Source organism: Curtobacterium sp. MCBD17_008 (assembly GCF_003234475.1).
Lineage (GTDB): Bacteria > Actinomycetota > Actinomycetes > Actinomycetales > Microbacteriaceae > Curtobacterium.
Map to the genome: position 1 here is coordinate 22,745 of NZ_QKTK01000012.1, position 13,307 is coordinate 36,051.

Here is a 13,307-nt window from a genome sequence, read left to right on the forward strand (position 1 = left end):
GGTCGGTCGCGTGGCGGTCCGGCCGGGAGGCACGTGGCGGGGCCGCGCCGGGCCTCCCGTCCGGCACGGTTCGCGCTGGGCGACAGTGCTCGCGTGCACGGCCGCGAACGGTGTCGCTGAGCGCGAAGCGAGCAGCGGCCGCCGCCGCCCGCGGTCAGGCGGAGCGCGTCAGCGGCGCCGCCGCCACCTCGGTCGGCGAGGACACGACGGCCTCGCGGCGGATCGCGATGACGGTCACGTCGTCGTCGTGCGGCACCCGGCCCGCGCGTTCGGTCAGGGCCGCGACGATCGCCGCGGGCTCCCGGTCCTGACCGGCCAGCTCGGCGACCGAGTCGACGGCATCGTCACGTCCGCCGAACAGGTCGAGGACGCCGTCGCTGAAGGAGATGAGCAGGTCGCCCGGCTCGAGGATGCCGGTGGTGGTCGCCCACTCGTCGCGGAGGCCCATCCCGAGCGGCAGGTCGACCGAGCGCAGGCGCTCCACGCCGCCGTCGACGCGGAGGATGAAGCTCAGGCCGTGTCCGGCGTCCGCCCACTGCAGGCTGCCGTCGTCGTCGATGCGGGCGTGGAACAGCGTGGTGAAGGTGACGTCGGTGCCGGAACCCTCGGCGGCGAGGCCGTCGGAGGCGCGACGGAGTGCCTCGGAGGTGTCGTCGACCGTGCGGGCGCTGCGGATGGTGGCGCGGACGGCGGCGGCGATGAGGCCGGCCCCGACGCCCTTGCCCATGACGTCACCCAGGCTGACGGCGATGCCGTCGCGGGTGCGGTACCAGTCGTAGAAGTCTCCGCCGACGCTCTTCGCCGGCAGGCAGGCCCCGGCGACGGTGACCGCCTGGCCCATGTGGTCGCTCGAGGTCGGCAGGAGGGACCGCTGGACGGCGGCGGCGCGGCTGATCTCGGCGCGGACCCTGCCCTCGCGGGCCTGGGCGGTGAGGACGGATCGGCGGGCGCGGGAGGACAGCTCGTGCACGATGACGGCGACGGTGCCGAACACGATGACGGTGATCGCGAGCCGGACCAGTTCGCTGGGACGCGGCACGTCACCGGGCAGGAGCACGAACGGGGCGAGGATGACGAACGTCACGCCCAGGACCGAGTACACGATGGTGCGCCGACCCTCGAGGGACGCCCACCACACCACGGGCAGGACCACGAGGGACGTGAAGACCGACGCCCCGGCACCCGTTCCGGTCCGGAACAGGGCGATGGACACGAAGTCGACGGCGAGCAGGATCGGGACGAGCGGCGCCACCTTCGGCAGGTACACGGCGACCGCGGCGAGCAGTGTCGCGATCGCGGTCGCGACCAGGCTCGCGAGGAAGAGCTCCACGTGTGTGACCGAGAGCGACGGCAGCGCCACGGTGCACAGCGCACCGAGGGCCAGCAGGCCGCTGATCGGGGCCTGCCGGACGAGGGGGTTGTCGATGACGCTGGTTGGGCGAGACATGCTCAGGGCAGGCTACTGGTTCGGGCTGGGCCACGCCGGTGTGGCGTCCTGAAGAGGGGCCAGGACGACGACGACGGCGGGGCACCCGTTCCCGGGTACCCCGCCGTCGTCCGACCTCGGGCTCAGCGTCGCGCGCTCAGCCCGTCCGGCTCACTCCGCGCGGCGGCGTCGCATCCGCTGCGTGAGGAGCAGCCCGCCCGCGGCGAGGAGCACCACGGCGAGGATGCCGATCGGCACGACGTCCGCACCGGTCCAGGCGAGGGCACCGTCGCGGTCCGCACCGGAGACTCCCGGCTGGTCGCCGACGGGCTGCGCACCGGAACCACCAGCACCGGAGCCGTCAGCACCGGAACCACCGGCACCAGGGCCACCGGCACCGGGGCCACCGGCACCGGGGCCACCGGTCCCCGGGCCGCCGGCACCAGGACCGTCACCCGGAGCGGGCGTCGGCGACGGCGACGCCGTCGGGGGAGCGGCCACCACGGTGAAGGCGGCCCGGGCGAGGACCACCCCGCCCACCGAGGCGGTCACCGCGACGCGGCCGGCCGCGGCCGTCGCCGGCACGGCCAGCTCGGCCGTGAAGGACCCGTCGGCGGCCGTGCGGACGGTGACGTCGTCGCCCAGGTCGGGCGTCGTCGCCAGCGTGACCGTCGCGTCCGCCGGGAACCCGGTGCCGGTGACGGTCTGCGTGTCACCGGCGGTGACGCGCTGGTCCTCGACCTGGAGGCTCGGCACAGCGGCCGCGAGCGTCGAGTACCGCACGACGGTCCGGTCCGTCACCGAGCGCTCGGCGACCGGCACCGTGAGCGTGCGGCTGTCGGCGTCGTACGTCCACTCGGACGCGGCGACGGGGGCACCGTCGATCGTCACCGACTGCGGACGCTCGGCGTTCGTGAACGTCGCCGTCCAGGAGCGGTCCTGCACCTGACCGTCGAACGAGCCGTCGACGGGGGAGATGTCGAGCGTGCCACCGGTCGCCTGCTGCGTGAACCGCATGGCGGTCGAGGCCGAGTTCCCGGCCGCACGGGCCGAGGTGTCGGCTGCGGCGGTGGGCTGGCCCTCGCCGGAGTCCTCGTGCAGGGCGAACGAGCCGTCCGCGCCGGTCGCGACCGTCACCGTGACCGCGTCGAGCGGTGCGGCGTCGTTCGCGACGTGGTGCGAGCGGGTGGGCACGATGCCGCCGCTGCGGACGAACACCGGCATGGTGGTCAGGTCCGTCGTGACGTCGGCGGTGGTCCCGCCCTCGTAGGTCTTGCCGGTGAACCAGTCGGTCCAGGTGTCGCCGGCCGGGAACCACACCGAGGTGGTTGCGGTCGAGCCACCCGAGGTGACGGGTGCGACGAGGACGTCCTTGCCGTACAGGTACTCCTTGCCGGCCTGCGCGTAGGACTCCTGCGCCTCCGGGTACTGCAGGTAGAGCGGCTGCAGCATCGGGGTGCCGGTGCGCGAGGCGTCGGCGGCGAGGGTGTACGTCAGGGGGAGCAGGTCCTCGCGGAGGTTGAGGAACTGCTTCGCCGACGCGTTCGCCTCGGCCGGGTACTGCCACGGCAGCCGGTCGCTGTGGTTGCTGTGCAGGCGGTCGATCGGCTGGAAGGCACCGAACTGCACCCAGCGGGCGTAGAGGTCCGGCGGGAGCTGCGTCGTGCCGGGCTCGGCGCCCTCGATCCCGTACTGGCCACCGTTGTGTCCGCCGATGTCGTGGCTGATCGCCGACAGGCCGGTAGCTGCCGACTCACCGGGCGTGTAGCCGACCTGCGCCGCGAGCTCCTGCCACGTGGACGTGGTGTCCCCGGTGAAGTGGAGCGTCGTGCGCTTGTCCGCCCACGGTCCGGTCGGGACGGCCTGCGGGTTGCCGTAGCCGCCCGCGGTCAGCGAGCCGTACGCGCGGGAGAACGCCAGACCGCGGCCCTTGAGCTGCTCGTCCGTGTACTCCGCGTACTGCTGGTTGATGAACGCGTCCGGCGTGACGCCGTTCGCCGAGTACTTCGAGTTCTCGCTGCAGCACCAGTCGAGCCACCACATGTCGACGCCCTCGGGCTGCAGGGTGTCGTGGAGCTCGAAGTAGGCCTTGAGCTGGTCGGGGTCGGACCAGTCGAACAGGTAGCGGTCGCCGTCGCCCTTGGTGAGCTTGCCCTTCGCGGTGGCCTGCGCCTTCGCGAACTCCGGGTCGTTGCCCGAGATCGACGGGTGGATGTTGAGCGTGTTGTGGATGCCCTGCTCGTGCCAGTCGGCGAGCAGCGAGGTCATGTCCGGGATGCGGGCCGGGTCGACCGACCAGCCGTTCCACTTGCTGTCGCCCTGGTTGGTGGTGCTGCCGGTCTTGTAGTCCGTGTCGATCGCCATGACGTCGACGGGCACACCCTCGTCCTTGAAGCGCTTCGCGATGGCGAGGTAGTCCTCCTGCGAGCGGTCGTAGTACTCGGAGTACCAGACGCCGTAGGCCCAGCGCGGCAGGAGCTTCGACGGCCCGGTCAGGGTCGCGAGGTCCTTCAGCGCCGTCGTGTACTCGGTGCCGTACCCGAACACGTAGCCGTCCTGGTAGCCCTCGCCGCCGTGGTCACCACGGGGCGTGGTCTGCTCGGTGGCGGTGTCGTACAGCGCCGAGGCGGTGTCGTCGAGGAGCGACCAGCCGTCCTGGTAGAGCAGGCCGGGGTTGGTCTTCACGGAGCCGTTCGCCGTGTCGAGGTCGCGTCGGTACCCGCCGAGCGGGGCGTGCGCGGCGAGCAGCGGCGAGGACTGGTCGACGACCGCGATGGTGTCGATGTTCACGTTGCAGTTGTTGTCCACGGTCGGGCAGCCGAGCGTGACGTCGTTCGCGCCCGCGGCCAGGTGCACCGGGATCGTGACGGTGTTCCAGTAGTCCCAACCGCTCGTGGGTGCGAGGGCACCGGTGGTGGCCTCCTGACCGGCCGGTGCGACGGTGAGCTCCGGGGAGTTCGCCGTGCCGTTCGCGTACCGGACCTGCAGCGCGTAGTCGCCCGCCGTCGGGACACCCGTCACGTGCGTGGTCAGCGCCGAGTCCGCGCCGCCCCAGAGTCCGGACGCGAAGCCGTCGCCGGAGAACCCGTTGTGGTCGGCGGCGACCTGTGCGTTGCCCGCCTTGCCGGCGTCCTCGGCTTCACAGACCGCACCGAAGGCGCAGTCCTGACCGGCGGTCGCGGGGGTCGGCGTCGGGTAGGCCGCGCCGGAGGGCACGACTGCCAGGCTGTCGACGTTCACGCGGCCGGAGTCGGACGCGCTGCGCTCGATCCGGATGGTGTGCTTGCCGGCGGTCAGGTCGAGGGCCGCCGTGGTCTGCTTCCACTCGTCCCAGCTCTCGCCGGCCGGCAGGCGCAGCGTGACCGGCGTCCCACCGTCGACGACGATGCTCAGCGTGCGGGTCTCGAGCTGGCCGTCGCCACCGCGGTTGTTCGCGTAGCGCATGGCCAGGTCGTAGGAGCCGGCCTGCTGCACCGTCGTGGCGAACGTCATCGAGTTGCCGACGTTCTCGAACCCGGCGGCGAAGCCCGACCCGGTGTAGCCGGCGTGGTCCTTGGCGGAGGCCAGGCCCTGCAGCTGCAGTGCCTCGCCCTCGCAGAGCGTCCCGATCGTGCAGACCGGGGTCTCGGCGGTCACCCACGGCGAGCCGGTGACCGCCTGACCCGTGGACGTCGTCAGGTCGACCTGGAGGTTGTCCTGGGTGAAGTCCCCGGACCCCTCGCGGTACTTGACGGTCATCTTCCCGGTGCTCAGCGTCAGCCACCCGTCCGCACGCGTCTGGGTGAACGGCGTCGCGGCGAAGTCGTCGCGACCGATGACGTTGAAGGTGCCCTGGTCGATGAACTGCGCGTCACCGGCGTACTCGGTGCGGATCAGGGTGGGGGAGAGGACCTGGAAGCGGGCGTCTCCCGACACCACGGTGCGGGCGTCCGGCGCGGCGGCTGCCGGCAGGGCGGAGATGCCGAGTCCGCCGAGCGCGAGTGCGCCGACCAGGGCTCCGGCGAGGGACGACCCGAGGACGCGTCGGCGCCTCCGGGTCGAGGTGAGAGTGGGACGCAAAGGTGTGCTCCTCGTGGACGGCGTCGTCCGGTCGTTCGTCGGCGTGGCCGACAGCGATCTGCTGAGGTCGTCGCGCGAGCACCCCCGTCCGCCCGCGTTACAACGTGGGAAAGAGTAGGGCTCACAGCCGGTTCAGGGAAGTCCGACAGGAGATCGGAGGGTTCGCGGTCGCGCTCAGCGGACCGGACGGGAGGCCCGGATCGCCGGATCAGGACGTGGTCGCCCTGGCAGCGGCGACAGACGAAAGGGGGACCGAACCGACGCGACTCGGCCCGGCCATGATGGGCAAGCTGGGCCGACGCGATCGAAGGAGCACCATTGCGAGTCCTGATCTTCCTGCTGACGATCTTCGTCACGACCGCGCTGTCCCTGGGCGCCGGGCTGCTCGTCGGCTTCCAGTTCCGGGACGCGTCCGAGGGGCTCCGGATCGCGGCGGCCACCACGTCGCCGTTCCTCGTGATGGGGCCGGTCGTCATCGGGGTGTTCGCCGGCTCCTGGGACCACCGGTCGTCGACGGAGAGCCGTCGGTTCCTGGGCTGGTGGTTCTCCGCCGTGGTCGCGATCGACGTCGTCGCCGTGGTGATCGTGGTGCTCGCGGCGCTGTCGGCTCAGGCCCCGGTGTGGGTGCCGGTCGTCCTGGCGATCGGCACGGCGGTGTTGCTCGCGAGTGCGCGGCCCCTCGGCACGCTGTTCCGACGAACGGAGCGCCCGATCCTCGAGACGCCGGGAACGTCGATCACGGACGCGGCGGCCGTCCGTCGCAAGGTCCGTCCGATCGCCGTCACGTTCGTCGTCGCGGCGCTGGTCACGTCGATCGGGGCTGCGCTGCTCATCGCACTCGACGGCGACCACGGCTCGGAACTCGTGGAGACCGTGTTGCTGGCCGGACAGCTGACCTTCACGGCGACGGCGATCACGGCCGCCGTCGTGTCGCTCCCGTACAGCCGCGCGCTCCGGGACGCGGCTGGTCGTGACCTGGGCCGGGTGCAGCGCTTCGGGAAGGTCGTCCTCGGCGGCAAGCCCCTCCCGCTCGACGAGGCTGAGCAGCGCGGTGCTGTCGAGTACGCCCGTCTGGCTCCGCTCGCCCTGCAGTTCCAGCTCGTCTTCCTCGGTCTCCTGTACGTCGGGATCGCGTTCCAGTTCGTGTCGACGGCGATCCGCGGCGACCTCGGTGTGTTCCCGGCCGTCGTCCTCACCGCGATGGTCGTCGTCCTGCTCGTCACGGTGCCGATGACCGTCCGGCGGATCCGTCGCGCACGGACCTACGCCGAGGAGCACCGCACCGAAGCCGTCGCGCCGTCCGCGGTCGGGACCTCCACGGGACCCACGACGTCACTCTGATCGAGCTGGCGCGCGCGTCGTCGTCAGAAGTCTGCGCCAGCGTCAGCGTCAGCGCCAGGCCGCGTCAGTGCCGCGAGCGGACGACGCTCAGAACCTCGACCGGTGGACCAGTGCCGACGGCAGCGTGAGGGTCAGCGCGGCCAGGTCGCGACGACCGCCACCGCGTTGAAGAGGACGTGCGCCAGGACCGCGCCGCCGAGCCGGTTCGTCATCGCGACGAGCGTGCCGGTGAGGGACCCGAGCGCGAAGGTCGTCAGGAACACCCGGAAGCCGTCGAGCTGCGTCGTCCCGGCACCGAGCAGGACGTGCAGCACGGCGAACAGGAACGCGGTCAGCAGCACGGCCATGAAGCGCGTGCGCGGTGTGAGCTCCTCGGCCATCCGGCGCTGGAACAGTCCGCGGAAGAAGACCTCCTCGAGGAACGGGCTGACCAGCACGAGGCCGATCGCCGACACCACGAGCAGCGTGATGTCCGGCGTCCCGAGGGTGGGGACCGGTTCCAGGCCGGTCCTGCCGCCGAACGCGAGCCCGAGGAACGCGTCGAACACCCGGACCAGGATGACGATGCCGATCGCGAAGATCGCGTCGCCGATCTCGAGGCGCAGGATCCGGGCACGACCAGGGTTCGGTGACCGTCGCAGCACCCAGACGATCCCCGCCACCAGGGGCAGCCAGACGGCGAGGTCGGCCGCGATCACCTGCAGGACCGGCGACGGGATGCTCCCGCTGCGGCTCACGCCACCGACGACGCGGGCCAGGATGACCGCCACCCCGAGGGCGACGAGCAGGATGACCAGGTCGCGCTGGCGGCTCGTGTCGGGCTCGGCGTGCTTGACGTCGGACTCGGTGCTCATGGGGTCACCGTAGAGGACGCTGCGACCGGATCGCCCGACACAGCCGAGCGTTGCTCGATCATGTGGCACTATTTGAATGCCGTAGGCCGGGACGTCCCCGGTGCGCCTGTGTTGGGACCACAGGAGCGCGGCAGGATCGTCGGGGAAGGCGGGCCGCGTGGAACTACGCGACTACATCACGGTGTTGCGCAAGGGATGGGTCCTCATCCTGGTGTTGGCACTGGTCGGAGTGGCCGCGGCAGCGGGCTTCTCGCTGTTGAAGAAGCCCGTGTACTCCGCTTCCGCGCAGGTGTTCGTGTCGACGGAGACGTCGGGCAGCGCGAGTGACCTGGCCCAGGGCAACACCTTCACGCAGCAGCGTGTCCTGACGTACTCGAACCTGGTGTCGACCCCGATCGTGCTCCTGCCGGTCATCTCGAAGCTCCAGCTCGACATGAACGCCGAGCAGCTCGCGACGATGGTGTCCGCGAGCGCGCCGACGAGCACGACACTCATCTCCATCAGCGTCAACGACACCGACCCGGTCCGGGCCGCGGACATCGCGAACGCGACCTCGCAGAGCCTCACCAACGTCGTCGAGGACATCGAGGCCACCGACGCCGAGGGGACGAGCAGCGTCAAGCTCACCCGCGTCAAGCAGGCCGACGTGCCGAGCGCCCCGGTCAGCCCGAACGTCCCGGTCAACGTGGCCCTGGGCCTCCTCGTCGGACTCGCGCTCGGCGTCGGCATCGCCGTCCTGCGCGAGACGCTCGACAACCGCGTCCGCACGGAGCAGGACGTCGAGAAGATCAGCGACAAGCCGGTCGTCGGCGGCATCGCCTTCGACAGCAAGGCGTCGGAGCGTCCGCTCATCGTGCAGGTCGACCCGCGCAGCCCCCGTGCCGAGTCCTTCCGCACGCTCCGCACGAACCTGCAGTTCCTGGACCTGGGCACCGGCTCGCGCACCTTCGTGATGACGTCCTCCGTGCAGTCCGAGGGCAAGAGCACCACGGTCGCGAACCTGGCGATCGCGCTCGACAGCGCCGGGTTCCGCGTCATCCTCATCGACGCCGACCTCCGTCGTCCCCGCGTCGCCGAGTACATGGACGTCGACACGAACGCCGGCCTCACCGACGTGCTCATCGGCCGCGCCGAGCTCGAGGATGTCGCGCAGCCCTGGGGCCGCGGCAAGCTCGTCGTCCTGCCGGCCGGTCAGATCCCGCCGAACCCGTCGGAGCTCCTCGGGTCCCGGGCCATGCAGGAACTCATCGAACGCCTGGAGAAGGAGTTCGACTACGTCCTGTTCGACGCCCCGCCGCTCCTGCCCGTCACGGACGCCGCGATCCTGTCGAAGAAGGCCTCCGGCGCGATCGTCGCCGTCGCCTCGGGCAAGACCCACAAGGGCCAGTTCGCCGCGGCCGTGTCGGCGCTGGAGAACGTCGGCGCACCGATCGCCGGGTTCGTCATCACGATGATGCCGGTCCGCGGTCCGGGCGCCTACGGCTACGGCCGGTACGGCTACGGGTACGGCTACGGCCTGGAAGCGGACGAGAACACACCGAAGGTCAAGCCGCCCAAGCGCGGCGGGAAGAAGCTCGGCGCACTGAGCCGCGCTGAGCGCTGAAACGGGGTCGGGGGACATGGACACTCGCCGGGGGACCCGAAACCTCGGTTCGACCACCACACGGACGACCCTGGTCTGGGTCGCCGTCGTGGTGGTCGTGCTGGTCGTCGTCGACATCGCACTCGTGACCCTCGCGCTCGGTCGCACCGCTCCGAACGCCGGTGACCCGGCAGGCCCGATCCCGACGTTCTCCAGCTCGCCGGACTCCAGCGCCAGTCCGACCGCCTCCGCGGACGCCGCGGACGCCGCGGCCGTGACGCGTCGCTTCCTCACCGCGGTGGACGGCCAGGAGGCGTGGCGCGCCACCGGCACGACGTGTGGCGGACCCGCGCCCACCCTCGAGCACACCGTCGACGGCGGCGCGACGTGGGTGCCGGTCGCGCTCGGACCGGACGTGTCGACGCTCATGGCGATCCGGGCCTCCAGTACGGACCTGACGATCCTGGCCGGCGTCGGTGAGGACTGCGCCACCACCGTCCGAACCAGTGCCGACGACGGCGTGACCTGGACCGCCGGCAGCCCCGGCGCAGCCGGTGCCGGCATCTCGACGGCCGGCATCGTCCTCGCCACCGGTGTCGTCGAGTCGCCCTGCGGCCGCCCGAAGAAGGCGTACCAGGGACAGCAGACCTCGGTCGTCATCTGTGAGGGGAAGGTCGAGTGGCGTTCGGGCACCGGCGAGTGGGTGGAAGTCCCGGTCGACGGGGTCCGCGCGATGGCGGACAACGACGACGAGTACCTGCTCGCCCGCGTCGGCGCCGAAGGGTGCGCGGGTGTCGAGATCGCCTCACTGAACGCGATCGGCGTCACGCCGGACACGGCGACCCCGGCCATCGGCTGCGCCGCTGACGCCGCGACGATCGGCCCGATCGGCCTCGACCGTGCCGGGGACGACATCTGGCTCTGGGCCGGCGACGCCGTCTCCGTGTCTGCGGACGGCGGCGCGACATGGTGACCGGATGGCGACCATGACCGCGGGCGCGGTACGGGTCTCAGCATCGACGGGCTCCACCGAGGCGTGGAGTAGGTCCTACTCGCGCCGCGTCCTGGTCACGGACCTGTTGGCGCTCTTCTGGGTCGTCTTCGGCGTGCAGATCGCGTGGCTCGGGCTCGACTCGAACCTGGCGACGAACACCGCCGACCTGCGCCTCAGCTACACCGGGATCTCGATCGTCGTGATCGCCGTGTGGATGAGCGCCCTGGCGCTGTACGACACCCGGGGGCACCGCGTCATCGGCGTCGGCAGCACCGAGTACCGCTTGGTCGCCGACTCGAGCGTGCGCGTCTTCGGGGTCCTGGCGATCGCGGCGTACCTGCTGCACGTGGACCTGGCCCGCGGGTACATCCTGATCGCCTTCCCGGTCGGCATCCTCGTCCTGCTGCTGTCGCGGTGGATGTGGCGCCAGTGGCTCGTCGCCGAGCGGAAGCGGGGGAACTACTCCGCCAAGGTCCTGCTGGTCGGGTCGACCAGCAGCGTGCTGCACCTGGCCCGTGAGCTCGGCCGGTCGCCGGAGGCCGGCTACCGCGTCGTCGGTGCGGCTGTGTCAGCAGGGACCCGAGGCGTCCTGCCCGGCTCGACCGTGCAGAGCTACGGCGGCTTCGACGACCTGACCGAGGCCCTGGCGGAGACGGGTGCCGACACCGTCGTCATCACCAGCGCGGACGACCTGCCACCCGAACGCGTCCGCCAGCTCAGCTGGTCCCTCGAGCCCGGTCGCCAGCACCTGGTCGTCGCGCCGAGCCTGACCGACATCGGTGGCCCCCGCATCCACACCCGCCCGGTGCAGGGCCTGCCGCTCATCCACGTCGAGACGCCGACCTACTCCGGACGGAAGCTCTACACGAAGCGTGCGTTCGACCTGGTCGGGTCGACGGCGCTCATCATCGTGCTGTCGCCGGTCCTGCTCGTCCTGGCCCTCCTGGTGAAGCTGACGTCGCCCGGCCCGGTGTTCTTCCGGCAGGAGCGCGTCGGCCTGAACGGTTCGACGTTCCGCATGATCAAGTTCCGGTCGATGGTCGTCGACGCCGAAGCCCGGCTGCAGGAGCTCAGCCAGCTCGACCGTGCCGAGGGCAACGACGTGCTGTTCAAGATGAAGAACGATCCGCGGGTGACCCGGGTCGGGGGCTTCATGCGGCGGTACAGCTTGGACGAAGTGCCGCAGCTGTTCAACGTCGTTGTAGGCGACATGTCGCTGGTCGGTCCGCGGCCGCCGCTCGCCAGCGAAGTGGCCCGATACGACTCGCATGCGCATCGTCGTTTCCTCGTGAAGCCAGGAATGACTGGACTGTGGCAGGTGAGTGGTCGATCCGACCTGTCGTGGGAGGATTCGGTTCGGCTGGATCTCTACTACGTCGAGAACTGGTCGATGGTCGCCGACGTCGTGATCCTCTGGAAGACGCTCCGAGCTGTCGTCCGTAGTAGTGGAGCGTATTGATGGTGCGCAAGGGTCGCGGTGGTCATCGCGGCCTGGCAGGGGTTATCAGCAGCGCAGGAACTGGCGTCGTGGGTTTGATCGCCGGGATAGTCCTGCTGCCCATCATCATCAGCACGGTGTCCGCCGAGCAGTACGGGATCTGGCTCGTCGTCTCGGCGATAGCGCAGTACCTCAACTATTCTGACCTCGGCGTCGGCACTGCAATCGTTCATTTCGGGTCACGCGCCCGCGCTGGTGGTGAGGAGCGCGACCTCGGCGCGTTCCTGCAAGCCGGGCTCATCTGGAACGCGCTCGCCTTGGTTGTCGTGGCGCCCGCGTTCCTCCTCGTCGCCTACTTGTACCTTTGGTCGGGTAAAGCCCAAGACGTCCTCACGCAACCAGAAGCCCTGACCTTGCTGGTGGTCGGCGTTGCCATGCTCGGAGCACTGCTCCTCAAACCTTTCGGCTCGGCTCTCAACGGCGCTGGGCTCCTGCCGGTCGAGCGACGCAACCAGGCCATCGGAGTGCTCGTCCGCGTCGTGCTGACTCTCGTCGCGTGTCTGGTTCTCCGTGACATCGTGTTCGTCGCGATGGCTGAGGCGATCGCGGTGATCGTCCCGGTTTGCCTGTCCTGGGCCACCGTTCGCATGCGGAAGCTGGCACGGATGGAGTGGGCTGGCTTCCCCGGAGGGACGCTTCGCTACATGCTCTCCTACAGCGTGCGGTCGTTCGCCGTCAACGCCGTCGGCGCGCTACTCCTGCAAGCGGGGACGATCGCCGCCGGCGTCACGCTGAGGCCGCAGGACGTCACTTATTACAACGCGGCCTTCCGGGTCTACACGAGCGTGCGACAACTCATCGGGTGGGCCAACGACCCATTCCGTCCGGCTCTGAGCCGCTTGAACGTCGCTGCACCTGCTGAAGCGCGGCGGGCGCTCTTGTCGATCTGCTTCGTCACCCTGTCGCTCAGCGTCGTGGGATGCGCCGTCCTCATGATCGCTGCGGAAGACGTCGTACGGATCTGGCTCGGCCCTGGGGTACCGGTGAACACGATCGCTGTGGCGATGGTCGTACTCCTCGCCGGCCTCATGATCAATGCGATCCACCTGCCGCTGATCCCCGCTGCCGATGCGGCTGGGGCCCCCGGCGTGTTCTTCGTCCCGCAGCTGGCCTGGATGGTCTTGACGGTCGGGGGGTCCCTGTTCTTCGGCGCGGTGTTCGGCCTGCCGGGCATCGCTCTCGGCCTGACACTGCCGCTCATCGTGATCGAGCCGTTCTACCTCGTCAGGGCCGCTAGGGTCCTGCGCTTCACCCTGCTCGACTGGACCCGCGCTGTTGCCCGGCCCGTGCTGATCCTCGCGGCAGGTGGTGGTGCCGCCGTGGGGGTGTGGCTGCTCGCTGCAACGGTGAGCAACCTGCACGGTTCTGGCATCCTCAACGCGACGGCGTTCCTCATCGGAAGTGGGGTCACCGCAGTACTCCTCAGGAAGGTTCTGCCGTGGCGGAGTTTCGTGACCATGGGAAGGCTTGAGTTGTGAACCGATCAGCCGACGAGCACATCGCCGAGCGGCCGCAGAGCCTCGAGCAGTTGCGGCTAGAGACACGATCTGTCC

Annotated in this window: 8 protein-coding genes; 5 read left to right on the forward strand and 3 right to left on the reverse strand. The window is 70.5% G+C overall.

Annotated features, from left to right (window positions below):
* Positions 1-154: 154 nt before the first annotated feature.
* Complete coding sequence (locus DEI95_RS11865) at positions 155-1,447, reverse strand: PP2C family protein-serine/threonine phosphatase (protein ID WP_110890770.1); 1,293 nt, start codon at positions 1,445-1,447, stop codon at positions 155-157.
* A gap of 150 nt (positions 1,448-1,597) precedes the next feature.
* Positions 1,598-5,485 (reverse strand): TIM-barrel domain-containing protein, encoded by a 3,888-nt coding sequence (locus DEI95_RS11870; RefSeq protein WP_220036655.1) that lies wholly within the window; start codon positions 5,483-5,485, stop codon positions 1,598-1,600.
* A 318-nt stretch (positions 5,486-5,803) separates the two neighbouring features.
* Between DEI95_RS11870 and DEI95_RS11875 the strand changes: the two genes are divergently transcribed.
* Positions 5,804-6,826, forward strand: a complete 1,023-nt coding sequence (locus tag DEI95_RS11875) for a hypothetical protein (protein ID WP_111060350.1) — start codon at positions 5,804-5,806, stop codon at positions 6,824-6,826.
* 131 nt (positions 6,827-6,957) lie between these two features.
* On the opposite strand, the gene DEI95_RS11880 is transcribed toward DEI95_RS11875, so the two are convergent.
* A complete protein-coding gene (locus DEI95_RS11880) occupies positions 6,958-7,680 on the reverse strand; it encodes a CPBP family intramembrane glutamic endopeptidase (RefSeq protein ID WP_110890769.1) in 723 nt (240 codons plus the stop codon).
* 157 nt (positions 7,681-7,837) lie between these two features.
* Here DEI95_RS11880 and DEI95_RS11885 point away from each other — a divergent pair, with 157 nt between their 5' ends.
* Genes DEI95_RS11885 through DEI95_RS11900 form a run of 4 tightly spaced genes read left to right on the forward strand, consistent with a single transcriptional unit; the run spans position 7,838 to position 13,232 of the window.
* Positions 7,838-9,283, forward strand: coding sequence for a polysaccharide biosynthesis tyrosine autokinase (locus tag DEI95_RS11885; RefSeq protein ID WP_110823464.1), 1,446 nt, complete (start codon positions 7,838-7,840; stop codon positions 9,281-9,283).
* A 16-nt stretch (positions 9,284-9,299) separates the two neighbouring features.
* Positions 9,300-10,235 (forward strand): hypothetical protein, encoded by a 936-nt coding sequence (locus tag DEI95_RS11890; protein ID WP_111060351.1) that lies wholly within the window; start codon positions 9,300-9,302, stop codon positions 10,233-10,235.
* Positions 10,236-10,239: 4 nt separating this feature from the next.
* On the forward strand, positions 10,240-11,715 hold the full coding sequence (locus DEI95_RS11895; protein WP_111060352.1) for a sugar transferase: 1,476 nt from the start codon (positions 10,240-10,242) through the stop codon (positions 11,713-11,715).
* Positions 11,715-13,232, forward strand: a complete 1,518-nt coding sequence (locus DEI95_RS11900) for a lipopolysaccharide biosynthesis protein (protein ID WP_375342353.1) — start codon at positions 11,715-11,717, stop codon at positions 13,230-13,232. The genes DEI95_RS11895 and DEI95_RS11900 overlap by 1 nt, the downstream gene beginning before the upstream one ends.
* The last annotated feature ends 75 nt before the right edge of the window (positions 13,233-13,307 follow it).